Source organism: Chryseobacterium sp. 22458, assembly GCF_052044975.1.
Lineage (GTDB): Bacteria > Bacteroidota > Bacteroidia > Flavobacteriales > Weeksellaceae > Chryseobacterium.
Genome location: NZ_JBQEOA010000005.1, coordinates 194,043 through 218,761, shown reverse-complemented (window position 1 = coordinate 218,761; position 24,719 = coordinate 194,043). Strand labels below are relative to the sequence as shown.

The 24,719-nt window shown below is 37.9% G+C and carries 24 protein-coding genes; 10 read left to right on the top strand and 14 right to left on the bottom strand.

Features of this window, described 5'->3' with window-relative positions:
- Nucleotides 1–75: 75 nt before the first annotated feature.
- The 9 genes from ACTJJF_RS18440 to ACTJJF_RS18400 all read left to right on the top strand — a co-directional run bounded on the left by ACTJJF_RS18440 (nucleotide 76) and on the right by ACTJJF_RS18400 (nucleotide 6,927).
- Entirely contained in the window at nucleotides 76–333 is a 258-nt protein-coding gene (locus ACTJJF_RS18440) for a phosphopantetheine-binding protein (protein ID WP_034692439.1), read from the top strand.
- 61 nt (nucleotides 334–394) lie between these two features.
- Nucleotides 395–1,594, top strand: coding sequence for a beta-ketoacyl-[acyl-carrier-protein] synthase family protein (locus ACTJJF_RS18435; protein ID WP_440700595.1), 1,200 nt, complete (start codon nucleotides 395–397; stop codon nucleotides 1,592–1,594).
- On the top strand, nucleotides 1,591–2,652 hold the full coding sequence (locus ACTJJF_RS18430) for a beta-ketoacyl synthase N-terminal-like domain-containing protein (RefSeq protein WP_440700594.1): 1,062 nt from the start codon (nucleotides 1,591–1,593) through the stop codon (nucleotides 2,650–2,652). Before ACTJJF_RS18435 ends, ACTJJF_RS18430 begins: the two co-directional genes overlap by 4 nt.
- A gap of 195 nt (nucleotides 2,653–2,847) precedes the next feature.
- A complete protein-coding gene (locus ACTJJF_RS18425) occupies nucleotides 2,848–3,600 on the top strand; it encodes a polysaccharide deacetylase family protein (protein WP_440700593.1) in 753 nt (250 codons plus the stop codon).
- Entirely contained in the window at nucleotides 3,597–4,220 is a 624-nt protein-coding gene (locus tag ACTJJF_RS18420; protein ID WP_440700592.1) for a LolA family protein, read from the top strand. Before ACTJJF_RS18425 ends, ACTJJF_RS18420 begins: the two co-directional genes overlap by 4 nt.
- Entirely contained in the window at nucleotides 4,186–4,821 is a 636-nt protein-coding gene (locus ACTJJF_RS18415; protein WP_440700591.1) for a hypothetical protein, read from the top strand. The genes ACTJJF_RS18420 and ACTJJF_RS18415 overlap by 35 nt, the downstream gene beginning before the upstream one ends.
- A gap of 75 nt (nucleotides 4,822–4,896) precedes the next feature.
- Nucleotides 4,897–5,277 (top strand): 3-hydroxyacyl-ACP dehydratase, encoded by a 381-nt coding sequence (locus ACTJJF_RS18410; protein ID WP_312298752.1) that lies wholly within the window; start codon nucleotides 4,897–4,899, stop codon nucleotides 5,275–5,277.
- On the top strand, nucleotides 5,274–5,750 hold the full coding sequence (locus ACTJJF_RS18405; RefSeq protein ID WP_312298753.1) for a hypothetical protein: 477 nt from the start codon (nucleotides 5,274–5,276) through the stop codon (nucleotides 5,748–5,750). Before ACTJJF_RS18410 ends, ACTJJF_RS18405 begins: the two co-directional genes overlap by 4 nt.
- Before the next feature lie 4 nt (nucleotides 5,751–5,754).
- Nucleotides 5,755–6,927, top strand: a complete 1,173-nt coding sequence (locus tag ACTJJF_RS18400) for a DUF2062 domain-containing protein (protein ID WP_440700590.1) — start codon at nucleotides 5,755–5,757, stop codon at nucleotides 6,925–6,927.
- Between the two features lie 75 nt (nucleotides 6,928–7,002).
- On the opposite strand, the gene ACTJJF_RS18395 is transcribed toward ACTJJF_RS18400, so the two are convergent.
- The 9 genes from ACTJJF_RS18395 to ACTJJF_RS18355 all read right to left on the bottom strand — a co-directional run bounded on the left by ACTJJF_RS18395 (nucleotide 7,003) and on the right by ACTJJF_RS18355 (nucleotide 18,550).
- Nucleotides 7,003–9,654: a T9SS-dependent M36 family metallopeptidase gene (locus ACTJJF_RS18395; protein ID WP_440700589.1), complete on the bottom strand. Its 2,652-nt coding sequence runs from the start codon at nucleotides 9,652–9,654 to the stop codon at nucleotides 7,003–7,005.
- A gap of 285 nt (nucleotides 9,655–9,939) precedes the next feature.
- Entirely contained in the window at nucleotides 9,940–10,305 is a 366-nt protein-coding gene (locus tag ACTJJF_RS18390) for a hypothetical protein (protein ID WP_312298757.1), read from the bottom strand.
- Complete coding sequence (locus ACTJJF_RS18385) at nucleotides 10,302–12,038, bottom strand: C45 family peptidase (protein WP_312298758.1); 1,737 nt, start codon at nucleotides 12,036–12,038, stop codon at nucleotides 10,302–10,304. The genes ACTJJF_RS18390 and ACTJJF_RS18385 overlap by 4 nt, the downstream gene beginning before the upstream one ends.
- The gene (locus ACTJJF_RS18380; protein WP_312298759.1) at nucleotides 12,025–13,557 is read right to left on the bottom strand and encodes a phytoene desaturase family protein; all 1,533 of its coding nucleotides are present in this window, start codon (nucleotides 13,555–13,557) and stop codon (nucleotides 12,025–12,027) included. The genes ACTJJF_RS18385 and ACTJJF_RS18380 overlap by 14 nt, the downstream gene beginning before the upstream one ends.
- Nucleotides 13,558–13,731: 174 nt before the next feature.
- Complete coding sequence (locus ACTJJF_RS18375; RefSeq protein WP_312298760.1) at nucleotides 13,732–14,616, bottom strand: LpxL/LpxP family acyltransferase; 885 nt, start codon at nucleotides 14,614–14,616, stop codon at nucleotides 13,732–13,734.
- 118 nt (nucleotides 14,617–14,734) lie between these two features.
- Entirely contained in the window at nucleotides 14,735–14,989 is a 255-nt protein-coding gene (locus ACTJJF_RS18370) for an acyl carrier protein (RefSeq protein ID WP_047377388.1), read from the bottom strand.
- A gap of 4 nt (nucleotides 14,990–14,993) precedes the next feature.
- Nucleotides 14,994–16,214 carry a beta-ketoacyl-[acyl-carrier-protein] synthase family protein gene (locus tag ACTJJF_RS18365; protein WP_312298762.1) on the bottom strand — a complete coding sequence of 407 codons (1,221 nt, stop codon included), beginning with the start codon at nucleotides 16,212–16,214 and terminating at the stop codon, nucleotides 14,994–14,996.
- A 1-nt stretch (nucleotide 16,215) separates the two neighbouring features.
- Nucleotides 16,216–16,947 (bottom strand): 3-oxoacyl-ACP reductase FabG, encoded by a 732-nt coding sequence (gene fabG, locus ACTJJF_RS18360; RefSeq protein WP_440700588.1) that lies wholly within the window; start codon nucleotides 16,945–16,947, stop codon nucleotides 16,216–16,218.
- Between the two features lie 82 nt (nucleotides 16,948–17,029).
- Nucleotides 17,030–18,550 carry an HAL/PAL/TAL family ammonia-lyase gene (locus ACTJJF_RS18355; RefSeq protein WP_440700587.1) on the bottom strand — a complete coding sequence of 507 codons (1,521 nt, stop codon included), beginning with the start codon at nucleotides 18,548–18,550 and terminating at the stop codon, nucleotides 17,030–17,032.
- A gap of 98 nt (nucleotides 18,551–18,648) precedes the next feature.
- Here ACTJJF_RS18355 and ACTJJF_RS18350 point away from each other — a divergent pair, with 98 nt between their 5' ends.
- A complete protein-coding gene (locus ACTJJF_RS18350) occupies nucleotides 18,649–19,905 on the top strand; it encodes an NAD(P)/FAD-dependent oxidoreductase (protein ID WP_312298765.1) in 1,257 nt (418 codons plus the stop codon).
- A gap of 33 nt (nucleotides 19,906–19,938) precedes the next feature.
- Here ACTJJF_RS18350 and ACTJJF_RS18345 read toward each other — a convergent pair whose 3' ends face one another.
- From ACTJJF_RS18345 to ACTJJF_RS18325, 5 genes are all read right to left on the bottom strand, one after another.
- Nucleotides 19,939–20,547: a hypothetical protein gene (locus tag ACTJJF_RS18345; RefSeq protein ID WP_440700586.1), complete on the bottom strand. Its 609-nt coding sequence runs from the start codon at nucleotides 20,545–20,547 to the stop codon at nucleotides 19,939–19,941.
- A 124-nt stretch (nucleotides 20,548–20,671) separates the two neighbouring features.
- Entirely contained in the window at nucleotides 20,672–20,974 is a 303-nt protein-coding gene (locus ACTJJF_RS18340) for a hypothetical protein (protein ID WP_440700585.1), read from the bottom strand.
- Nucleotides 20,975–20,987: 13 nt separating this feature from the next.
- Nucleotides 20,988–21,248 (bottom strand): hypothetical protein, encoded by a 261-nt coding sequence (locus ACTJJF_RS18335; protein ID WP_440700584.1) that lies wholly within the window; start codon nucleotides 21,246–21,248, stop codon nucleotides 20,988–20,990.
- Nucleotides 21,249–21,319: 71 nt separating this feature from the next.
- Nucleotides 21,320–22,612, bottom strand: a complete 1,293-nt coding sequence (locus ACTJJF_RS18330) for a phenylacetate--CoA ligase family protein (RefSeq protein ID WP_440700583.1) — start codon at nucleotides 22,610–22,612, stop codon at nucleotides 21,320–21,322.
- Nucleotides 22,613–22,690: 78 nt separating this feature from the next.
- On the bottom strand, nucleotides 22,691–24,379 hold the full coding sequence (locus ACTJJF_RS18325) for a M23 family metallopeptidase (RefSeq protein WP_440700582.1): 1,689 nt from the start codon (nucleotides 24,377–24,379) through the stop codon (nucleotides 22,691–22,693).
- Nucleotides 24,380–24,719 lie beyond the last annotated feature (340 nt).

Here is a 24,719-nt window from a genome sequence, read left to right as displayed (position 1 = left end):
GAAAATGTAACGGTGAGAAGTCATTAATGCATTGGTAAACTGTCAGATTGATACATTGTTAAATTAAAACTTTTTATGGAAAACTTAAAAACAGAATTGAAACACAAAATTATTGAAGTACTTAATCTTGAAGACGTTTCTGTAGAAGAGATCAAAGATACTGATCCGTTATTTGGTGGCGGATTAGGACTGGATTCTATCGATGCATTGGAGCTTATCGTTCTTCTTGACAAAGACTACGGAATAAAATTAGCCGATCCTAAAAAAGGAAAGGAAATTTTCCAGTCTATCGACACTATGGCTAAATTCATCGAAGACAACAGAACAAAATAATTATTATTTAAGCGCAAGGTTTACGGATCTTGCGTTTAAATAAGTCAAGAAAAACTAATTAATGAGTCAAAAAATTGCCATAACAGGAATGGGCATCATTTCCTCCATCGGAAACAATGTGGAGGAAAATTTTATTTCATTACAATCCGGAAGGCACGGAATTTCAGATATTCAGATGTTTGAAACCCGCCATGCAGGAGCCATTAAAACGGGTGAAATAAAATTAACCAATGAAGAGCTTGTACAAAAACTTCAGCTTGATGAAGACAATAATGTGACAAGAACTTCTTTATTGGGAATGGTTGCCGCAAAAGAAGCTGTAGAAAGTGCCGGAATTTCAGATATCAACGGATACAGAACCGGTCTCATCTCTTCTACCAGCGTGGGAGGAATGGATATTACTGAAAAATATTTCTATTCCTACGAAAACTTTCCTGAAAAGCAAAAATATATTGACGCTCACGATGCCGGTAATTCCTCTTTGGAAATTGCCGCCCACCTGGGATTGATAGGAATGGTTTCTACCATCAGCACTGCCTGCTCATCTGCGGCCAATGCAATTATGATGGGAGCCAAACTCATCAAAAACGGGGTTCTTGACCGTGTGATCGTTGGGGGAACAGATTCTCTTTCAAAGTTTACCCTGAACGGATTCAATACCCTGATGATCCTTACAGACTCTTATAATACCCCTTTTGATAACGACAGAAAAGGATTGAACCTGGGAGAAGCTGCTGCTTTTCTAGTTCTTGAGTCTGAAGAAGTGGTAAAGAAGGAAAACAAACCTGTTCTGGCTTATCTTGCAGGCTATGGAAATGCCAATGACGCCCATCATCAGACAGCATCCTCAGAAAACGGACAAGGCGCTTTTCTAGCCATGCAGCAAGCTTTGAAGATCTCCGGGCTGGCAAAAGAAGATATAGACTATATCAACGTTCATGGTACGGCTACTCCTAATAATGATTTATCGGAAGGAATTGCCATGATCAGGATTTTCGGAGAAAACAATGTTCCTGAATTCAGCTCTACAAAAGCATTTACAGGGCACACATTAGCAGCAGCGGCCGGAATTGAAGCTGTATTTTCAATTTTAGCCATGCAGCATGGATTGATCTTCCCGAATCTGAATTTCAAAACGAAAATGGCAGAGTTTGATCTCACCCCTGTTACTGAATTGAAGAAAAAGGATATCAATCATGTTCTTTCCAATTCATTTGGATTCGGAGGAAACTGTTCAACCTTAATTTTCTCAAAATCATGAGTGCAGTATACATCAACAGTGCATCCTGTATTTCTGTACAGGACACTTTAAACGAAAATATCCTTCAGAATCTCAGTCCTGAGAATTCGGTGCAGATCATTAAAGCCATTGAGCCTAATTATAAAGAATTCATTCCGCCGGCAATGATCCGAAGGATGTCTAAAACTGTAAAGATGAGCTCCGTAGCATCCCACTATGCATTGAAGGACGCCGGAATTGAAAAACCGGACGCTATCATTGTAGGAACAGGAATGGGCTGCTCTCAGGATTCTGAAAAGTTTCTGAAAAATGTGATCGATAATCATGAGGAATTTCTGACGCCTACATTCTTTATTCAGTCTACCCACAATACTGTGGCAGGGCAGATTGCGCTGGGACTGCAATGTCATGCTTATAATTTCACCTATGTGAATACCTCTTCATCGCTTGAGTTTTCATTTCTGGATGCCAAACTTCAGATCTATGACGGGGAAGCTGAAAATATCCTTGTAGGGTCTACCGATGAGCAGACAGACAGAACCATGGAGCTTTATCAACTCAACAACACCATCAAAAAGGAAGAAAATCTTCCTGTAAATTACCTGAATTCTGATACAAAAGGAGTTATTTGGGGTGAAGGAGCAAGTTTCTTTGTTGTTGGAAAAGAGAAAACAGAAAATTCTTACGCAAAGCTTACAGACATTAGGATCACGAATCAGTTGAATCTGAATGATACCCAGGATTTTATTCAGGATTTTTTAAAGCAAAATAACCTGTCTGCACAGGATATTGATGCTGTAATTCTTGGCTTCAGCGGAGATGGAGATTCCGATGTATATTATAAGAAAGCAATGGATCTGTTTTCACATTCATCTTTATTGTACTATAAGCATCTGAGTGGAGAATTTAATACAGCCAGTGGTTTTTCAACGTTTATCGCCTGTAATATCCTTAAAGAACAGCAGGTTCCTGAAGTGATGATGATCAATTCCGTGAAAAAAGAAAACGTGAAGAATATCCTTCTTTACAATCATCTGGGAGGTGATGATCACAGTTTGGTAGTATTGGAAAAAGCTTAACTATACGGTCTTTTTGTCATTCAGAGCCCAGACAAAAGGGATGCGAACAAAGTTCTGAAGTGAAACGAGGAATCGAAACAAAATAAGTTAAATTAATTGTATTGATCTAGACTCCTGCGAGCGGCAATGGTATACAATACATATTACGACCATGAAACTCATACTGACCGCCTCAAAATAAAAAAGTAATCAGCAATGAAACATTATCCCTTCATCCTGTTCTATCTTTTCTGTAACGTATTTATCTATTCGTTTCATGGAAGTATTTGGGTATATCTGTTTTGTTTTTTTGCTTTTTCTGCAGTAGTTGTCTGGGGATCATTTGCTATTGAACTGGGATATTTTGTTAACAGCATTACCCATAAACGAACCGGAATCAAAGAAGTGGCCTTAACGTTTGATGATGGTCCCACAGAATTTACTCCAAAGTTTTTAGACCTGCTTAAAGAACATCGGATAAAAGCAACCTTTTTCTGTATCGGGAAACAGATTGAAAAATATCCTGAGACATTTCAAAGAATTATTGCAGAAGGCCATACCATTGGAAATCATACGTTATCCCATTCCAATTCAACAGGTTTTTTATCCACCTCTAAAATGATAAAAGAGATTGAAAGCTGTGATAAGATCATGAAAAACGTTGGAAATATCAAAACAGATCTATACAGACCTCCTTTCGGGGTGACCAATCCGAATATTGCAAAAGCGATTAAGAGAACAGACAAGATAAGCATCGGATGGAACGTCCGCTCTTTGGATACCATCACTGATGATGAAAATAAAATCTACAAAAGAATTACCAGAACACTGAAAAAAGGAAGCATTATTCTTCTTCACGACACCTCCGAAAAAACATATCGTGTGCTGGTAGATTTATTAGTATTTTTGGAGGATAAAAAGTATTCGACTTTTACGGTTGATTCAATTACAAATTCAAAGAAAAAATGATTAAAAATATTGCTTTCGGAGCATTTTTACTGGTTTCCGGGTTCTTTTTTGCCCAGACTGCAATGTCAGGAGCAGAAGCTAAAACATTCGTCACTAAGGTTTCATCAGATACCAAAGGGATCAAAACATTACAGAGTGATTTTACCCAGACCAAAAAAATGGACTTTCTGGACAAAAGCATTGTTACCTACGGAAAAATGTCATTACAGACTCCCAATCTTCTGAGCTGGAAATACACCAAACCTTATCAGTACAGCATTGTCTTCAAAAGCAACAAAATCTACATCAATGATCAGGGGAAAAAATCTTCTGTAGATGCCAAAAGCAAGACTTTTGAAAAGATCAATAAACTCATTGTAGGAAGTTCAAACGGAACAATGTTCAATGACTCTGAATTTACTGTAACCTATTTCAAAAACGGAAATTATAACATAGCTAGGTTCATCCCGAAGACTTCGCAGCTGTTGAAATATATCAAACAGATTGAGCTGTATTTCCCGAAAAACCAATCAACGGTTTCTCAGGTAAATATGACTGAAGCTTCAGGAGACACTACTAATATTGTTTTCAAAAACACTAAAATCAATGCGTCAATTCCTGCGTCAGAATTTACTTTGTAGCCTGATCCTGGTCCTGGCTATTTCATGCAAAAGTTATCAGCTTACGGGGGCAAAAGCTGTTTCAACAACGGAAAAAGCAGTTGAAAACCTCTATTTTTCTTCTTCTGAAGACTATGTCTATAAATGCCAGATGGATATTTATAAAAATCATGTAAGCGGAATTCTGATCATCAAAAAAATCAGTGAAACCACTCACCGTGTTGCTTTAACCTCCGATTTCGGAAATAAGCTGATTGATTTTGAAATTTCAGAGAATGATTTTAAGCTCAACTATGTTCTTCCTGATCTGGACAAAAAAATTGTCATCAATTTTCTGAAAAATGATTTTCAGCAACTTTTAAAGAGGCAGTATCCGGTCACTGAAAGTTTTGAGAATGAAAATTCAAAAATATATCTTTCCAAAATTGACAACAAGGGGTATTATTTGTTCTTCAACAAAGACAGCAACCTGCTGAAACAGATTATTTACACAAAAAACAGCAAAGAGAAGATCGATTTTACTTTTGATGCAAAAAAGCCTATCTTCGCAGACAGCTTAAACCTGCAGCACAAGGACTTTAAGATCAATATAAAACTATTTCAAATAACCGAAACGGAATAATTTTCCACATGAAAAAATATATTTCTTACCTTTTGCCATCTTCTCTATTGACTTTCAATCTTAAAAAATAAGATCATGCAGACTATTCTTACAGATTTTTATACACTTACAACATATGAAAAGGCAGAAGCCGGAAAGTTTACTGCTCATATCCATCTCAACAAAGACCATGATATCTTCAAAGGTCACTTTCCCGGAAATCCGGTAACACCAGGGGTTTGTATGATGCAGATCATCAAAGAACTTACTGAAGAGTTTACAGGCTCAAAATTATTTTTAAAAACAGCCTCCAATGTAAAGTTCATGGCGATCATCAATCCTTTCGAGACACCTGATCTGGTACTTCAGCTTGATATTAATGAAGACGGAGAAGATGTTAAAGTAAAAAATACCACTTCTTTTGGCGAGACTATTGCATTGAAATTGTCAGTAAGCTATAAAAAAATATCATCATGAAACTTATTTTATCCTTCGTAGCGGCTTTTATTTTTTTCTTTCAGTCTGATCTAGAAACACTGAGAAACAGCTATGCCAAAGCTAATGACTCTAATGCCAGCACACAAAGCTTCATTGAAACAGCAGAAAAGCAATCCGGATCTGATGCAGTTACCTCAGGTTACAAAGCAGCAGCAAAGATTATGGAAGCCAAAGTTTCTAAGAACAACAGGAAAGCATTGGTAAAATCAGGAGCTACAACTCTGGAAAGCATCATCAAAAGCAATCCGAATAATGCGGAACTTCGCCTGATCAGATTAAGCGTTCAGGAAAACATTCCGAAAATCGTAGGCTACCGTGGCAGTCTGAAAGATGATAAAGTATTTTTGCTGAATAATTACAGCAAGCAGAATACAGCGTTAAAAAACTATATCAAAAGGTTTGCTATGCAATCCAAAACCATTACAGAAGCTGAAAGAGCTACTTTAAAATAAAACCATGTCCCTTCCTGAAGTACAGGATGCAATTTCTGAAAAGAAGGTCTGCATTCTCATACCTACCTACAATAATGAGAAAACCCTGAAGAGGGTTATTGACGGTGTTCTAGACTATACCGGAAGTATTATTGTGGTCAACGACGGTTCCACCGATTCCACACCACAAATTCTTGCCCAATATCCACTGATTACGGTAATTACACTGGCTGAGAACCACGGAAAAGGAAACGGGCTGAAAACGGGCTTCAGAAAGGCAAAGGAAATGGGGTATGACTATGCCATCACCATTGATTCCGACGGGCAGCATTATCCGGACGATATTCCGGTGTTTGTAGAGGCACTTCTCCAGGAAAAAGAGGATGTACTTCTGATCGGAAACAGAAATATGTCTCAGGATGGTATTCCCAAGAAGAGCAGTTTCGGGAACAGGTTTTCCAATTTCTGGTTCTGGTTCGAAACCGGGATCAAACTGGAAGATACTCAATCCGGCTACAGGCTTTATCCCCTTCATAAAATTCCCAAGAAATACTTTACTCCCAAATTTGAGTTTGAGATTGAGATCATTGTAAGAACCGCCTGGAGACATGTTCCGGTAAAGAACGTCCCGGTAAAGGTACTTTATGATCCGGCAGAACGGGTTTCACATTTCAGACCTTTCAAAGATTTCACGAGGATCAGTATTCTGAACACGATCCTGGTAACGATCACCTTATTGTATATTATTCCCAGAAATTTTGTGAATAATTTCAAAAAAAAAAGCTTTAAAAGATTCATAAAAGAGGATGTACTGGAAAGTGACGGGAGCAACCGTACAAAAGCATTTTCCATAGCACTGGGCGTCTTCATCGGGCTGTCACCTTTCTGGGGATTTCAAACCCTGCTTGTCATCAGCCTGTCTGTCCTTTTCAAACTGAATAAAGTTCTGTCTTTCGTTGCATCGAACGTAAGCTTACCCCCTTTCATCCCTTTTATCATTGCCGCCTCTTTATTTTTGGGGGCTCCATTCGTACAGGGTGACAGCAATATTCTGAGCCAGGATCTCAACTTTGAACTGATCAAGAACAACCTCCTTCAATATATCATCGGAAGCTTTATTTTAAGCACTACATTATCTGCTGTTTCAGGAGTGATTACATTTTTATTTCTCAATAAGCTAAATCCGGAAAACGACTAAATCAAAGATTTAAATAAAGAAAATCCCGGGAAATAATACACTTCCCGGGATTTTTATAATGATGATCTTTACTTTTTATTTAGAAACAATAATTTTCTGTGTATAATCGATCGAATTATTGCTAACTTTTACAACATAAGCTCCATTGATCAGCTTTTCAGCACTGATCCTATTCTGCTTATTAAGGTTGATGCTTTCTTTAGAGATAAGCTTCCCTGTAAAGTCATAGATAGAAACGGTTGTAATTCCGGAAAGGTTTACATCTGAAGGAGTCTGTATGGTAAACTCATTTCTTACAGGATTCGGATAGATGGCGATTCCTTTAGAATTTTTAACTTCATTTACGCCTAAAGTCGCACATTCTTCAGGAACAGTAAAGTCTTCAACCTGGTCATTCATTTCCGGGAACGGCTGGTTGGCCCCGAATGCCAAACCATTAAGCTGTCCTGCTGAAGCATTCACCCCTAGACCTCTTTTCGCAAAGGTTTTCCAGATCATACATTTATTTTCTCCATTCGTAGAGGCCAGCTCAGCAGCAAGGATCGCATTTCTTCCGTCTATGAAGCTTGGGTTACATGGCTGTAATTTAAGCGCATCCATTACCAATTGTAATACTCTTGCACTACCACTGTTAGGATCTGCTAACACATTACTGTTGTAACCGTATTTTTCTACATATTTCCAGTTAAGATCCCAAAGCATTGAAGCCCAGATAAAGCCTATACTGTGAGAATCCGGCACGGTAATAGGACCCAGTACAGAATTGGTACTTACCTTCATTCCATTGGTTCTTCCATAAGTATAGTTATTGATCGAAAAATCCGGGGAGTATTGTGCCGGTCTGATTCCTCCTCCTGTCGTTGGCTGCCCTGACGCAAAAGTACCTATTCCTCTGGCAACAGAAGCATTGTCTCCAGGTTTGGTGGTGATCATCAATGCAAAGAAATCAGACCATCCTTCACCCATTTGTTCATTGGATGAAATGAAAGACAGACAGTTACTTCCTGTTCCGGTAAGGCGGTTGGAAATTCCATGCCCATATTCATGGCTTATGATTCCGTTATCTAAACTGGCGTCTTTAAAAACAGCATCAGTTCTTAGTGTAGCATTTCCAACAATACCGTTATTCAGATCATTTACTAAAAACTGACCTTCTGATAGGCCTACCATAATTGTAGGAATGGTAATCGTATTGTCTGTACCTCCCATCCCGACAGGGGTATTCTGATTTGGGTGATATTGTATAACTCCTATGGCTCCGGCATTCTGCAGATTTTTTGTTTTGACAGTGAAATCACATCCTGCAGCACTTACTACGGCAATTTTTCCAGTAAGACTTCCTGCTGTAACCGTTGTACAGGCATTCGCAGGTGTTGAAAGAGCCAGATCACCTGTAACGGCAGGCCCGCCTATAAGCTGGGGTCCGAAACTGGCAGTAGTCGCTACGGGTGTTCTCGCAGCGTAACTGGATGGCGCATTATAGTATAAATATCGTACATTACCGGTAGGTGAAAAAAGGAACATCTGCATTCTTCCGCTGGCTCCATCGGCCCCCGGGTTGAAATTAGCATTACTAAGCCCGCTTCCGTCTCTGGCTTCTGCAAGAACGGGATCGTTACCTACTCCTCCATTTCCAAAATTATTGGTCTGATAGTTCCTTGCAGACTCTGTAAATCCGAATTTATAGAATACATCATGCATTTTATTCGTTGTATAGAATAAATTGGTTACTGCAGCAGAAGTATAAGTGGTATGCTGTGCTGTTACGTCTAAAGGAAAATCAAATGTTCTGCTGGCCCCACCATCAGGAGAAAACTGAGGCAAATCCGTCTTATTCTCATCAGTGTAGGCAAAAGCATTATTACCTCGTGTTATCGTATAATGATTGGTTCCGTCAGAATGCCAGCCTTCAGGAGAAGCTGTTAAATCCCATGGATTGGTAAGGAGTGTTCTGCTTCCAAAAGTGGGAGCCTCTACAGGAAATGCAAAGACATTATAAGAAGCGTTGTCCGGAGCTAAAAGAAAATTTGTATTCTTTTGTAGTTCTGAAGCGCCAATATTAGTTGGTAATGCAGATGGCAGCGCAGTTGTTTCTGATAAAGATTCGCCCAAAGAATGGTGGTGATCATATGCATCAGAATGGAAATTGCAGGATAGTGTTGTATTTTCCTGATACAGGATAGAACCATTTTCCGCACTTACAATGATACTCCATACATTGCTTGTTTCTTTTTCTTTTGTGTTAAACTGATATCCCAGTATCAGCTCTCCTCCTTTTGCAAAATAAACAGGGCTTATGGTTATGGGTTCTTCTTTTCCTTCAGTATTTTTTACGGTAAGAGATCCGTTAAATTTCTGAACAGCCTCTGCAACAAACGCATCTTTTCTGGCATTTTCTTTTCCTTTTACTGTTGTAGGATAAGCTTTAATAAAAGTATCTGCAAAGCTTAATACTTTACCCTCCCTGATCAGAACGTTGGCAGAACTACCAAAAACAGGAATCCCGTTAATGGTTTGCTGTATTCCTACAACATCTCCTTTCAAACTTTTTGAAGCATCTACATTAATGATTTTAAATGACTTCAATTCCGGATTTACTCTTTGAAATCCCTGGCTGGAATTTACATAGTCTTTGATTGTTTGTTCATACTTCTGCGCAGAGATTACTCCAACGCTGAAAAGTGAACAAAACATCAACAGCTTAACACTGAGTTGAATTTTTTTCATGAATTTACTTTTTAACAAAATTTAATAACTGTCAGTTAGTAGAGAAACAGTTAATATTGTTACATTTTTTCATAAAAAAAATCTAAAAAAAAATAAATAAAGCAAAAAACACTTCAGTTTAAAGCAAATTATCGAAAAATTTTATCTTCCCACAAATTCCTATTCTACAATAAATTATACCATGGATTTTAAAAATAACAACATATTATCTGTTTCCTTTTGTCCTGAGAAAATGACAATAATGAGCAGATAATAAAAAAATGATTATAGGTTTTTCACGGTAAGTTATTTATAAACAACATCTGCAAAAGATAATGGTCCCATAAGGATCGTAACAAATATAGCAAGAATCACCATCACCAACTGTGTTGTATAATAGGTTCTCCCTTTGTCTTCTTCACTGATCTCAAAAGTAAAATTGATTTTATCCGGTCTGCTGATGATGCGCCAGATAAAAACAAGAATAATCAGATTGAGCAGTATGGGTAAAAATAGGAATATTTTACTCCCATAGCTTTCTTTACTATTTCCGAAACTGCGAATGGGGATGGTATCAGGAATCGAGCTGTATACCGCACACAGATACACAGAATATCCTATAATAACTATAAAAGGAATGATGAACAGCAGTTTAACAGATTTTGGAATCATTTCAGTTTGTTTAAGGTTTTCTTCAGGTATTTTTCTGTCTTCTTTTTATCCGGAACTGTGGTAATTTCTTTCGTCAGGGCTTTTTCAAATTCAGCTTTTGCTTTCAGGTATTCTTTTTTGTTAAAATAATAATTCCCAGACTGATAATAGACCAGCCAAAAATCGGGGTTCAGAGACTGATAATAGGGAATGAGATCATCTGTCAACAATATATTTTTATTTTCAGCAGCGTCATTGATTTCTTTGCCCAGCATTTTAGACATTTCATAATTTTGGAAATCTTTAGAATCCGCAAATGGATCTCTTGCAATATTAAATTCTGTTTTTGCCTGAAGACTATGTCCCACGTTTTTACCGGAAAAAATTTCGTTCAAATCATAACAAACAAATTCTCCCAGCTGGTAAGGACTGGAAGAAACCCAAACTAATTTTTTCTGTGGTGAAAATATAACGGCATGATGTGCCAGCAGCTGATTAAGCGCTTTTTCATTTCCATATCCTATTTTTTCATCTTTCAATCCGGATCTGTTCCTCAAAATAGCTGCCATTTTTTCAGGATTCAGCTTTTTTTCTTCCTGCAAAAGCTCCTGAAGTTTCTCATAACGGTATTCCGAATGGCTTTCTTCAATATGTTTCAGATTTCTTTTATCATCTTTATAGGCATCAGACTGGAAATGGTTGGTACAAAGTACCCTGCTGCTGTTCTGAACTCTGTAGACTCCGAAGTTTTTAGGTGAAACCTCGATGATCACAGCATTTTTATCTGAAGCACTGCCTACCAGAATAGATTCTGACACGAAAACTTTTCTCTTCCTGGCAATAGCAATTGCTTCGTCAATATTTCGGGCATATTGCAGAATTTCTCTTGTAACAAGTGAGATTGGTGTCTTTGCAGTGAGAGGGATTTTTGATTTTCCGGCATTGATTGTCACTGTAATTCCTTCTTTATTCATTCCGGAAACTACTCCTATCATTCCAGGCCAGCTCACTGACATGTAAGGGATACCTTCTTCGGGATCTACAAATTCTATCAGTTTATTCTGAGCAAAATCATCACCAACATAAAAATCGAAGTTTCTTCCTATGAGAAGGTCTCCGTCTTCCGTATTCTCATTCCATACGGCAAGAGAGCTGCATCCTACCATGGCCAGGTCCTGCATGGCATGGCCAATATCGTGGGCTCCGTGGAGGTAAAGGTTTCTCAGATATTTTGGAGCTATAAAATCGTAACGGTCAGACGAGTACTGTGAGAGTCCGTACAGCTCTGCCTGATAATCTTCTCTTACGTTCAGATACATTTTTCTGTTGTACCATTTCAGAAAGCCTCTCAAAAGCTTCTGCCTGAATTTCGACGGCACAAATCCTTCTACCTTTGAGAAGAAAATTCCTTCCTGCTTCTGCATGAGGTTCTGTGTCAATGCTCCGTTGTTATACCCAAGCTGCAAAGGGTTTCCTTTAATATAAAGTTCCCAGAGCTGTTGTTTATTTTTTGTAAGATAGTTTTTGTTATAGCTGAACGTTGAATCGTTGATATGGGTAATCTTTGGAATTTCCAATGGATATTGGCCAACTTCAGGAATATGATGAACAGATTTTGAAATTCCGCACGAAACCAGATTAATGATAAGTAATAAACAGAACAGTGCTTTGATCTTATTCCGGCCACAGAAAGAATCATTGCTTATATGGCTTGCTTCATTCAAAATGGGCAACTTCCCGTTATTTCTTCTCATTATTAATCATTTGTATTAGTCTTCCATCAATAACATCTTTTCCCAATATTTCAGCACAAGTGTTAAAAGCACCGATGGTTACGCCCAAAATTCCGTGCATATTCACAGACTGGCCTGTCAGAAACAGATTATCGATTTTGGTACGGGGAGAAACCATTGTTTTAAGAGGGTTTTCCGAGCTTTTCATATAGCCGTACATATTTCCTTCAAAGTTTCCGATATAGTCTCTATAAGACAATGGAGAGGATGTGTATATTCTTTTAATTGCATGTCTCAATCCCGGAATTTTCTTTTCCAGGGCTTCAATCATTTTCTCCGTCTTTTCTAATTTAAATTTTTCATAGGCTTCACCTCTTTCATGTTCATCAGCCACGGTATTGAATGTATTTTCCCATTCTTTCACTTCCTCAAAATCCATATAGGAAATTGCGGTAAGACTTTCTGCGAATTCCGGATGATGCTTTGAAGCCGTGGATGAAAGCATATAGGTTTCCGGCCATGTTTCTTTTCTGTAGCGGAATGCATTCCAGACCTGCTCTTCTGATGAGTAATGATAGATATTATAATTGAAATTGGGAAGACTTTGGGATTTTAGAACAATATACACGCTAAAGCATGATGAAACCGGCTGCCAGCTTAAAACCCTGTTCATAAAAGATTTCTTTAGTCTTTCTTCTCCAATCAGCTTAATGGTTGCCCGAATCTCAATATTTGAAATAAACTGCCTGGCACTATATTCCTTTCCCGCTTTTGTCTGTACCGATTTTAAAACATTATTTTCATCAAAAACAAATCCGGAAACTTCGGAATGTTTATGAACTTCAGCGCCGTATTCTCTCAGCTTTCTGATCAGCAGTTTAGAGATCTGGCTGCCTCCTTTTATACATTTATAAGCACTCTGAATATAGGAGTTTACCGTAAGAGCATGTACATAGAAAGGGACATTTTCGGAATCTCCGGCATATAAAAAGTTGGAGCCCAGCAAAACCGACTGCAATTTTTTGTTCTGGGTAACGGATTCTATAAATCTTTTGGTATTAAGGTGCAGGATTTCCTCATTGTAATTATCTTTCCCAATCACATGATATCTTGGAAACTGACTGCATACATATTGAATCTCTTCACAGTAATTTTCAAGATTTTCTTTTTCTTCCGGAAAATATCTGGAAAGCTGTTCAACGAAATTCTGATAACCCTGGGCATGAGGATACTGAACTGATTCATCTCCAAAACTGATTCTGTCATAGCCATCTTCATCCATTTTCTGAAGCTCAAGCCCATCCATAATTTCCAGATAGGAAAAAAAACGGTTTAAATTCTGCCCTTCCGACAAGCCGCCGAGATAATGAACCCCAGTATCAAAAATAAGCTTATCTCTTGAAAAAGTCTGCAGATTACCCCCATACTGGTTGTTTTTCTCCAGCACACAAACCTTCAGGCCTTCTTTCGCCAAAACAAGAGCCGAAACAAGACCTCCCAATCCGCTGCCGATTACAAGTATGTCATATTCTTTTTTCAAAAGTGAATGTGCTTTTAAATTAAGAGCCTGAGAAATTAAGAAATTCAGTTATTACTTTGGTCTGGTATGCAAAGAAATACTATTTGGGTAATACTATTGAGTGATCTTAAATTCTCTGCAAATCTTAATGGTTTTGAGTTTTTTATTAGTTTTTAGGAGGTAAAAATAGAAAAATTAATCAACATCATCCCAAAAATCAAAATAATTAAACCATTGAAGCGGATATTTTTTCACCATGGTTTCAAGATTGTGAACGTAAGACTGTAAAAGCCCCTGTGAATCCCGATTTTTGATATTCTGTGCTACTCTTGCGTATAGATGGTAATGAAGGTTGTTTTCTTTCATTACGTACACATACACTACCGGAACCCCCAATCTTGAAGCAATAAGAAACGGACCGGCAGGAAATTTTGCACTTTTACCCAACAGATCAGCCTCAAGGTATTTGGATCCTTCAAAATAACGGTCTCCGGTAAAGCAGATCAGCTCATTATTGGATAGTGCCTGATTGATCTCAAAGATATGAGACATGTCGTCTTTTACGTAAATAAATTTGATGTTGCTCTTTTTCACCGCAACTGTTTCCAGATACTCCTTGATTACGGTTACTTCCTGGTCTGTAGTCACCAGATTGATCTGACAGTCGAAATCAATATCTGCAAAGAAATGTTCTGCAATTTCAAAATTCCCGATATGAGCACTGATCAGCACGCCTCCTTTTTTTGCAGCCAGAAGGTTTCTGAGATTTTCAATACCATCAAATTCGTAGGTATATTTTTCTCTGAGTCCTGCGGAAATAGCGGTTTTGTCGATAAGGACCTTTCCGAAGGTGAAATAGCTTTTAAATATGGAAGCTTTGGCCTGCCGGTATCCGTAGCCTAATCTTTCCCGGAAATAATAGAGAATATATTGGTTGCTCTTCTTCTGGAACAGAGTGTAATAAGCGGCTACAAAGTAAAGCACACCATATGAACTTCTGATTCCGATATTTCTAATACACCAGACGAATATTCTGTATCCCAGTACCGTCCCTTTAGATTTACCTTTCCATTTGTTCATAGCTATAATTTACCAATATAATAAGAGTATACCAATGTAACAATATCTTTAGTGCAGCCAGGGCACCGTTACATTATTACATTGGTACTTTTTTATAGAATAAAGATTAACTCAGTAACTAAGCGTTTTTCTCAGCTATCTTATTTTCAATTGTTGTGTAGAAATCATCAAATGTCACCATTTTCTTGAAGTCGGCTTCGCCTAATTTCACTCCGAAATTAGATTCGATCACCACTACCATGTCAATATAATCCAGACTGTCTAAGCCCAGTGTATTTTTAAGGTTGGCATCGTTACTGATTTCATCTCCGTCTACCTCGAATTCATTTACCAGAAAATCATTAACGATGGCAACAATCTTTTCCCTTTCCATGTTTTTAATCAAATTTTTTAACTATTAGTGCAGAATTGGTTCCCCCAAACCCAAAAGAATTCGACAAAAATACATCAATTTTTTGATTTTTTGTTTTTGCGACTAAATTTATCTTTTGAGCCTCATTATCAGGATTTTCCAGATTGATATTAGGGGCTACGAAATCATTCTGCATCATCAGAATAGAGTAAATAACTTCACTTGCACCTGCCATCCAGCACTCATGTCCGGTCATTGATTTGGTAGAACTTACCGGAACTTCGCTTCCGAAGATCTCATAAATAGCTTTGGCTTCATTAGCATCTCCTATTGGAGTAGAAGTTGCATGAGCATTGATATAATCGATATCTGAAGCTTGTAAGCCTGATTGTTTCAAGGCTCTGTCCATCGCTAAAGCCGGTCCGTCTACATTAGGGGTGGAAATATGTCCTCCATTGGAAGAAAAACCATAGCCTATAATTTCTGCGATGATGGGCACTCCTCTTCTTTGGGCAGATTCTAAGCTTTCAACGATCAATGTGGCAGCACCTCCGCTTGGGATCAAACCGTCTCTCCCGGCGTCAAAAGGTCTTGAGGCCTTCGCTGGTTCTTCTTCTCTTGCTGAGAAAACACCTAAACCATCAAAGCTGGCCATCGAATATTTGTTGGTTTCCTGAGCTCCGCCGCAGATAATCATATCCTGAAAACCATTCTTGATCATCATGTAAGCAAGCCCCAGAGAATGAGATCCGCTGGCACATGCCGCACTGATAGTAAGATTGATTCCTTTCAGCTTGAAAATTGTAGAAAGGTTCATCGTTACTGTTGAATTCATTGATTTGAAGATCGCACCCGATCCCATCAATGTAGTATCTTTCTTTTCCCTTGCGATGTCTATAGATTCTACTACCGCCTGGGAAACACTGTCATTTCCGTATAAAATCCCGACTTCATGGGAGTCCATAAACGTTTCATCCAGATTGGCCTGCTTCAATGCATCAATAGTAGCAAGATAAGCATATTCGCTTTCTTCGCCCATACTGATACGCTGGCGTCTGTTCAAAAGGTTTTTCAGATCAGGTTTTGGAACCACTCCTGTAAGACCAGACCTGAAACCGAATTCTTTTCTATCCGGATCTAAAACAATACCGGATTTTCCTTGATATAGGGATTCCCTGACCTCTTCTAAAGACGTCCCGATGCAGGAATAAATTCCCATTCCGGTAATCACAACCCTATTTTCCATTTTATGAATAAATTCCTCCGTTAATATTAATCACTTCTCCTGTGATGTATGAAGCTTTTCTGGATGCTAAAAATGCAACAAGATCAGCTACTTCCTCAGCTTCACCAAATCTGTTGGCAGGAATCATCGCCTTCAGCTCATCTTCATTAAATTCCTGGGTCATATCTGTTCTGATAAAGCCCGGAGCGACTGCATTTACTGTAATGTTTCTTTTGGCAACTTCCTGGGCAAGAGCCTTTGTAGCGCCTACCAATGCACCTTTCGCAGCAGAATAATTCGTCTGGCCTGCAGTTCCTTTTACTCCTGAAACGGAAACCATATTGATGATTCTTCCGTATTTGTTACGAAGCAGTTTCTGGATAAAGAAATTGGTCACATTGAAGAATCCGTCCAGACTTGTATTAATCACGCTGTTCCAGTCTTCTTTCTGCATCCACATAAAAAGACCGTCTCTTGTGATTCCGGCATTATTGACAATCACTTCTACCACGGCATCAGGATTTTTCTCCTGCCATTCCGTTAAAACAGTTTGTGTTTCTTCGGTATTTCCTACATCAAATTTAAGAATTTCTCCGGTAGCGCCCAATTCTTTCACTTTAGCCAATGTTTCGTTGGCTGCGGTTTCGTTTGAAGCGTAGTTGATAAGGATGTGATAGTTTTTCTCTTCAGCCAGTTTTATACAGATTGCTCTCCCGATTCCTCTGGAGCCTCCTGTTACAATTGCACATTTCATGCGTTAGTGTTTATATCGTTTTTAGTTTTTTTGTTAGCTTTTATCCCTGCATATATTACAGACAATTCATTACAGCTAATAATTACATGTCTTTTAAATATTTCTTTACTTCCTCCAGATACGGATACATCACCATATCGTCTGAGAATGCAGGAATAATTTTTCTGATTTCATCATACAACTCTTTTGTAGATGATGAAATTTTATCCTGGAAACCAAGATATTCAATAGCCTGAATAATAGTGATGGCTTCGATTGCCAGTACTTCAAAGGCATTTTCAATTACTTTTCTGCAGATTACCGCTGCATTGGTTCCCATGCTTACGATATCCTGATTATCATTATTGTTTGGAATGCTGTGAACATACATAGAGTTTGACAACATCTGGCTTTCTGCTGTAGTAGAAGTTGCCGTAAATTGTACTCCCTGCATCCCGAAATTGAAACCTAATTTACCTAAATTGACAAAAGGAGGCAAAATTTCGTTGATTTTAGCATTCAAAAGATAGTTTAACTGTCTTTCTGCAAGCATGGTAAGTTTAGTAACCACAATTTTAAGCTTGTCCATTTCAAGAGAGATATAATCCCCATGGAAATTTCCTCCGTGATACACATGCTGGTCTTCAACGTTGATGATCGGGTTATCATTCGCAGAGTTGATCTCATTCTCAAGAACTTTTTCCGTGTATTCCAGAGTATCTAAAACAGGGCCTAGAATCTGAGGAACACATCTTAAAGAATAATATTCCTGTACTTTCTCCTTGAATACTTTTTCCTGTTCTTCAAAATGGGTATAAAGGTGGTCTTCTCTTTTTCTGATCAGTTTACTGTCTGCCAGGTGTACACGCATTCTTTTCGCTACTTCCTGCTGACCGTAATGTTTTTTGGTTCCGTTTAAAGCTTCTGACAAATGATCATCATAGGCCTGAACAATCTCGTTGATAGCACAGGAAAGCCTGATGGAAATATCAGTAAGCTGATTGGCTTTATAAGCATTTACAATACCAATCCCTGACATTACGGAAGTTCCGTTCATCAAGGCAAGACCTTCACGGATCTCTACTTGTATCGGTTCTAAACCTTCAGTTTCAAAAACTTCTTTGGTAGATCTTCTTTCTCCTTTATAAAAGACTTCTCCTTCTCCAATTAATACCAAAGCCAGGTGAGCCAGCTGCACAAGGTCACCGCTTGCACCTACTCCTCCGTGTTCAAAGATCAGTGGAGTAATATCTCTGTTGATCAGCTCCTTAAGAAGATAAATAACAGACTGGTGCACTCCTGAATTCCCTAATGATAAGGTATTCAGTCTTGCCAGCATACATGCTTTTACTTCTTCTGCAGGCAAAGGGTTTCCGATTCCCGAAGAATGGCTTCTGATCAGGTTATACTGAAGCTGATGAGTGTCTTCATCACTGATTTTGAACTGGGCCATCGGGCCGAAACCGGTATTTACACCGTATATTACTTTATTTTTTGAAAATTCCTTTAAAAACTGAAAACTTTTATCCACTCTTGATAAAAGTGATTCATCCAGTTCTATTTTTTCATTCCCAATGATAATTTTTTGAAAGTCTTTCAGTTCTAAAAAGTTATTTATTTTCATCAATTAAAAGTAATAGTTGATAATTTTGTAAAATATTAATTATTTGTCACTAATTTTGCGGCAAAGATAAAAGTTATTATTAAAATAAAAAATCAAAGATGAGCAAAGAATTTGTTGACGTTCTTGTAATCGGGGCTGGACCTTCCGGATGCGTGTCTTCTTCATACTTAAAGAAGAACAACGTCAACGTAAAAGTTGTCGAAAAGACAAAATTCCCCAGATTGGTGGTGGGTGAAAGCTTAATTCCAAGGGTAATGGACCACTTTGACGAGGCCGGTCTTTTTCCTGCATTAGACAAAATGGGCTTTGAAAAAAAGCTGGGAGCCCGTTTCCTTCGTGGAGACGAGGTCTGCATTTTTGATTTCAGCAATAAATTCGGGGAAGGCTGGGACTGGACCTGGCAGGTTCCGAGAGCTGATTTTGATAATACTCTTGCTCAGGAGGTGATTAATAAAGGAATTGATCTTGAATTTGAGACTGAAGTTATTGACATTAAATTTGAAGGAACAGATTCTGTAACTACAGTAAGAACTAAAGATGGAGAAACGAAGGAGATCCATGCTAAGTTTGTGATTGATTCCAGCGGTTACGGAAGAGTACTGCCTCGTCTGCTTGATTTAGAAAAACCATCAAAACTGTCTCCTCACTCTGCTATTTTCTCCCACGTCCATGATATCAACAGAGAACCGGGAGAGGAGGGAACTTTAATTTCTTTTGATATTATTGAAACGGAAGTATGGCTTTGGGTAATTCCTTTTTCCAACGGAAATACAAGTTTAGGAATTGTAGGCCCTACCGAATATATTGATAAACTGTCTGAAAACGGAGATACAACTGAAGCTTTGAGAAAAGCCATTTCTCTTTCAGATTATTATGTAAAACGTTTTGGAGATATTGAATTCCTTTTTGAACCAAGACATCTGAAAGATTATTCCTGTTCTGTAAAAAGTCTGTTCGGGGATGGATTTGCTTTAACGGGAAATGCGTCTGAGTTCCTGGACCCTGTTTTCTCATCAGGAATGGCTTTTGCCACTGAGTCCGGAATGCTTGCTGCCAAACTGGCTTTAAGACAGTTAAACGGGGAGAAAATCAACTGGCAGACAGAATACACTGATTATATTTTATACGGCGTGGATGTTTTCACCACATATGTAAAAGAATGGTATACCGGAAATCTTCAGGAACTATTTTTCCACCAGCCGGAAAATCCGGACGTAAAGAAAAAGATCTGTGCAGTACTCGCAGGCTACGTCTGGAACAAAGACAATCCTTTTGTGAAGAAACACGATACGGTAATAAAGAATCTTGCGAACCTCATCAAACTGGAAAAGCAGGAACAGCAAAATCAACAATAAAAAAACGGTCTGAAAATTCAGACCGTTTTTGTTTTATTTTTTCAAAGCATCTTTGATTTCTTTCCCCAGCTTTTTTCCTGTTACTTCATAGGCTGCAGCAATTCTGCCATACTCCCAGCCGAATTCCTTGTTTCCTTTGTTTCCTTCTACTTTATCTGCACGCAGTTTCATCACTACTTTTGAAGGATTATCTGTTTCTACAAATGTAAGATCTGCCGTTAATTTTCCTGGCTGTGATCCTATCATTCCGCCATACCATCCTGCATAGATCCATTTTGCATCAACAATCAGGGTATATTTTGTCTGAACATTTGTTTTGAAAGCCACTTTTTTTGACTTTTCATTCAGTCCTTTAAGAAAAAAATCTGCATATCTTGAAGATTTGAATATTCCCCACTGAGAACTCCATTCTGCCCAGGTAGATGCTCCTTTTTTATTGGTAATGTCAGTTTTTCTGTTTTCCAGATACTGAGCTTCTGTAAGGTTCTTTTCGTGAAAAGTGGCATTCTCAAATATGAACTGAACATCCACTTCAGTCTGATCTTTCAGAAAATCAAAATTTCCAGATTCAATATTAATTTTATTCTGGGCAAAAGTTGCCGTGGTAATGGCTGCAAAAAGCAGCAGAAATAATTTTTTCATAGTGTAATAGTTTTACTATTTAAGGGCCCAAAGATATTTACTTTTATTGATAAATGACCATAAAAAATGGTCTGAATTTTATCAGACCATTTTAATTATTTTGTAGCTTGTTTAATTTCTTTTCCTAATTTTTACCAGTAACTTCATAAGCTGCAGCTATTCTTCCGTACTCCCACGCAAATTGTTGATTCATTTGCTTACCTCCTATTTTATCTGCCTTTAATTTCATAACCTCTTTTGAAGGATTATCAGTTTCCACAAATTTCATATCTGCTGTTAATTTCGCCTCCTGAGATCCTATCATTCCGCCATACCAGCCAGCATAAATCCATTTTGCATCTACAATTAAAGTATATTTTGTCTGTACATCCTTTTTGAAAATTACTTTTTTTGATTTTCCATTAATTCCTTTAAGAAAATAGTTCAAATATTCAGACTTTTTAAACTGCCCCCATTGATAAATCCAGTTCTTCCAAACAGCTTCGTTTTTTTTTGGCTGTAATGTCTGCCTTCCTGTTTTCGAGATATTGGGCTTCTGTAAAGTTTCTTTCCTGATAAGTTGCATTATCAAATATCAATTGAACATTTACTTCAGTTTGATCTTTTAAAAAGTCAAAATTTCCCTGCTCAAAATTAATTTTATTTTGGGCAAAAGCTGTAGTTGCAATTGATACATAAAGCAACAATAATAATTTTTTCATCGTGTATATATAATATTTAAGCCACCAAAGATATATAAAAAAGGCAGCTATCCTTCTTGCTTCAGATTTAATTATCTTAAATCAATAAAAGTAATAGGCTTTCTGCTGTTGGGATTGAAAACGGTTTTAGACAGAATATCAAAGTCTATAATTTCAATTTTAGGGCTTACCCTCAATTTGGCACGGAAGTGATCTCTTACCTCATTGACAAAACTTTCCTGTTCTGATTCTGTACTCAATTTGATGATGATCTCATCAAGACCTATTTCATTCGCCTGGATAACGATCTGATAGCATAAAATATTGTTGAAATCATTCAGAATATCGTTCATAGCCGGAGGATACAACGTTGTTCCTTTGTATTTAATCATTTGTTGCTTTCTTCCGACTACCGGCCCCAGCCTCATCGTATTTCTTCCGCATTGGCATGGCTCATAATGGGCTTTTACAAGATCCCCGGTTTTAAACCTCAGTAAAGGAATTGTTTCCACTCCAAGGGTTGTAATCGTCAGCTCTCCATTTTCTCCCTCCTTCACAGGGTTTCCGTCATCATCTAAAATCTCTGTAATGATCAGCTCGGGATGATGGTGCCCTCCTATCTGAAATTCACATTCTGTAAAGGCTGTGCTCATTTCTGTAGAAGCATAGGTAGAAAAGAGTTTTATATCCCATTTCTCTTTGATCTTCTGCGAAAGGATATTATCTGTAAAATCCTGGTTTTTGATACTTTCTCCGATACATACAGCTCCATAAACACTAGAGTTTTTATAATCCAACCCGTGTTTTTCGGCATAATCAATCATTTTCAGTAAAAATGACGGAACGGTAATCAGATATTTAGGTTTGTATCTGAAGATTGAATCCCACTGCAATTCAGGAATTCCCGGCCCCATTCTGACAACACTCGCCCCCATTTTTCTTAATCCTAAAAAGTAAGCAAGCCCTGCCATAAAACGTTTGTCTATGGTTGTAATCATCTGAACAACATCTCCTTTCTGAATTCCTGCACAGGCAAAAGATATAGCTTCATTGTAAGCCAGCCTTTCAAGATCACTGTCTGACAAACCAAAAGTGACAGGATCCCCTAAGGTCCCGGAAGTAGTACTGTAGTCTACGATTTTATCCGGTGTGATGCAGAAAAAATCATGATTATTCTGCTGAAGATCATTCTTTGTGGTGGTTGGGATCTTATGAAGATCTTCCAACATACGAATGTCAGCAATATTGATATTATTTTCTTTGAACAGCTTCTGATAAAAAGGGGAATGGGTTTCAAGATAGATCAAAAGCCCACGAAGTCTTTCTTCCTGAAATCTTTTTATTTCCTGAATATCTGCTTTCTCTATTGACGGATGAAATTCCAATGATTTTAATTTTTAAAAGGCAAATTTATTTAATTAAAATTAAAAGGTTTAAAGATGGTTCAAGTATTAAAAGATTATTTATCTATTGAATGTAAAAGTTTGAGTATTCTCATTTCCTGCTGTATTGACTGTGGTGACTTTTAATGTATGGGAACCTGAACCTTTCGGGCATTTTTCATCAAAACTATAAACAAAATCATTTTTTATACGGGCAAATCGCAGCCATTTCCCATCAAGTTCCGCCCGGAATGAAACAATATCCCCCACTTTTGTACTTCCTTTTAATCGTAAAGAATTTCCGTTTACAACTGTTCCTTCTTTCCACCCTGAAGAGACGGATGGCAAATTGCGGTCCAGGACCAACTCTGCAGTTCCTAACCTGTTGAATTGTGCTTCTGCCTGATCACCGTTCCATTTTGCTTTTATGGCATCTTTATCACTTCCATAATTAAATACAACTACTGCCCTGTCTTTTTCTTCTTTGGTAAGCTTCCTGTCCGGTTTTATTTTCAACGTATAATAATCATGAACGGGAAGGTATGGATTCTGCAGAACAATGGTATTGGAAACTGCATTTCCGTCCTGACTGTTTTTTTCATACATATTAAAATTCATAGCGTCATACACTGCATTTTTACTGAAGCTGATTTCTGCATTTTCAGTAGTAAGTATTTTTCCTTCACCAGGTAAAACGGTCTTTCCTGAAGATGTTATACCACTTCCTGAATTACTCAGCTGGACTTTGGTAATCAGCCTGCTGGTATTTCCTTTTACATCTTTTAAAATAATTTCAATATTGTGCACTTCCTCATCCTGAAGATTGATAATTCCCGTAAGATCCGGTACACTGTAATTCCGGAGTTTCATCCCCGGCAAAACAGATAAATGCTGAATACTCATTTTATCTCTGCCGAATTTGGTATAATCAATACAGCCATTCTCATAACGGGTGTCATCATAACTTATTTTATCTATTGAAAAGCCATAGATTAGTTTGCCATCCATCAGCAATTCTGCCTTATAAATCCCGAGATTGAAACCCTGGTTGGCTTTATCCACCGTCTTAATTCCGAAACTTATCATGGGAGAATTTACTCTGACAACATCTGCGGTGTAGGTACTTCCAGCTTTTTTAACTGTAATTGCGTTTGCTCCGGGCTCATATGTACTGAATCTCCGGTCATACCAATACAGTCCGCTGATAATCGGTGAAACATTATCCGGAATATTGAACCCAAAGAATAAAGGGTTAATACATTCTTCCGTTTTGGTATCTCTTATTTCGAAATGCAGATGTGGCCCTGCTGACCCTCCTGTATTTCCGCTCAAAGCAATAAGCTGGCCTTTTGTTACAGGAAATTGCCCCGGCTGAAAGGTGATGTCCTGTTCCCATTTTTCATCTTTATATTGCTTTTCTTTTACGTATTCATCAAGCTTATCAAAATATTTGTTCAGGTGGGCATAAACGGTGGTATATCCATTGGGGTGGGTAATATAAACTGCGTTTCCGAAACCGTATCGTTCCACTTTAATCCGGCTCACATAGCCATCTGCTGCTGCAACCACGGATAAATTTTCCTGACTGTTGGTTCTCAGATCGAGCCCCATATGAAAATGATTGGTTCTTACCGCTCCAAAATTGGCTGCCAGCTGCATGGGGATATTCAACGGATTGCGGAAATAGTTTTGTGGATAATTATTTTGAGCCTGTAAAATGCCTGTGTTGATAAAACAAACAAAAAGCATCAGATGATAAAAGATTTTCATACAGCATTCGGTTTATAGGTCTACTTAAATGTACAAAATTCCGGCCAATAAGCGGTTGGCGGGATATTATTCACTTTTACAATCACCTTTGTTTTCTTAATCACAAATTCCCTCTGCTGAGTGAAACGCCTTTGCAAACAACTTTAAGCCACTCATAAGATCTTTGTGAACTTTGCGTGATCATTAGGTTTTAGCTAAAGCCATTGGATATTTTTTTATTATTTAAGCGGGCTAAAGCTCGCTCCTATTGAATAAATCACATTAAATTTTATATGAAATACACCCAGAAAAATTCACTTATTTACCAATCACCATTCACTTTTTCTCACTTTCTCCATTT

What these genes read in the sequence shown, in the direction of transcription:
- ACTJJF_RS18400 (WP_440700590.1), top strand. Translation starts at nt 5,755, where the DNA reads ATGTCCCTTCCTGAAGTACAGGATGCAATTTCTGAAAAGAAGGTCTGC.
- ACTJJF_RS18385 (WP_312298758.1), bottom strand. Translation starts at nt 12,038, where the DNA reads ATGAGAAGAAATAACGGGAAGTTGCCCATTTTGAATGAAGCAAGCCAT.
- ACTJJF_RS18420 (WP_440700592.1), top strand. Translation starts at nt 3,597, where the DNA reads ATGATTAAAAATATTGCTTTCGGAGCATTTTTACTGGTTTCCGGGTTC.
- fabG (WP_440700588.1), bottom strand. Translation starts at nt 16,947, where the DNA reads ATGAAATGTGCAATTGTAACAGGAGGCTCCAGAGGAATCGGGAGAGCA.
- ACTJJF_RS18325 (WP_440700582.1), bottom strand. Translation starts at nt 24,379, where the DNA reads ATGAAAATCTTTTATCATCTGATGCTTTTTGTTTGTTTTATCAACACA.
- ACTJJF_RS18365 (WP_312298762.1), bottom strand. Translation starts at nt 16,214, where the DNA reads ATGGAAAATAGGGTTGTGATTACCGGAATGGGAATTTATTCCTGCATC.
- ACTJJF_RS18425 (WP_440700593.1), top strand. Translation starts at nt 2,848, where the DNA reads ATGAAACATTATCCCTTCATCCTGTTCTATCTTTTCTGTAACGTATTT.
- ACTJJF_RS18440 (WP_034692439.1), top strand. Translation starts at nt 76, where the DNA reads ATGGAAAACTTAAAAACAGAATTGAAACACAAAATTATTGAAGTACTT.
- ACTJJF_RS18430 (WP_440700594.1), top strand. Translation starts at nt 1,591, where the DNA reads ATGAGTGCAGTATACATCAACAGTGCATCCTGTATTTCTGTACAGGAC.
- ACTJJF_RS18405 (WP_312298753.1), top strand. Translation starts at nt 5,274, where the DNA reads ATGAAACTTATTTTATCCTTCGTAGCGGCTTTTATTTTTTTCTTTCAG.
- ACTJJF_RS18335 (WP_440700584.1), bottom strand. Translation starts at nt 21,248, where the DNA reads ATGAAAAAATTATTATTGTTGCTTTATGTATCAATTGCAACTACAGCT.
- ACTJJF_RS18370 (WP_047377388.1), bottom strand. Translation starts at nt 14,989, where the DNA reads ATGGAAAGGGAAAAGATTGTTGCCATCGTTAATGATTTTCTGGTAAAT.
- ACTJJF_RS18355 (WP_440700587.1), bottom strand. Translation starts at nt 18,550, where the DNA reads ATGAAAATAAATAACTTTTTAGAACTGAAAGACTTTCAAAAAATTATC.
- ACTJJF_RS18345 (WP_440700586.1), bottom strand. Translation starts at nt 20,547, where the DNA reads ATGAAAAAATTATTTCTGCTGCTTTTTGCAGCCATTACCACGGCAACT.
- ACTJJF_RS18390 (WP_312298757.1), bottom strand. Translation starts at nt 10,305, where the DNA reads ATGATTCCAAAATCTGTTAAACTGCTGTTCATCATTCCTTTTATAGTT.
- ACTJJF_RS18415 (WP_440700591.1), top strand. Translation starts at nt 4,186, where the DNA reads ATGCGTCAATTCCTGCGTCAGAATTTACTTTGTAGCCTGATCCTGGTC.
- ACTJJF_RS18375 (WP_312298760.1), bottom strand. Translation starts at nt 14,616, where the DNA reads ATGAACAAATGGAAAGGTAAATCTAAAGGGACGGTACTGGGATACAGA.
- ACTJJF_RS18435 (WP_440700595.1), top strand. Translation starts at nt 395, where the DNA reads ATGAGTCAAAAAATTGCCATAACAGGAATGGGCATCATTTCCTCCATC.
- ACTJJF_RS18395 (WP_440700589.1), bottom strand. Translation starts at nt 9,654, where the DNA reads ATGAAAAAAATTCAACTCAGTGTTAAGCTGTTGATGTTTTGTTCACTT.
- ACTJJF_RS18350 (WP_312298765.1), top strand. Translation starts at nt 18,649, where the DNA reads ATGAGCAAAGAATTTGTTGACGTTCTTGTAATCGGGGCTGGACCTTCC.
- ACTJJF_RS18410 (WP_312298752.1), top strand. Translation starts at nt 4,897, where the DNA reads ATGCAGACTATTCTTACAGATTTTTATACACTTACAACATATGAAAAG.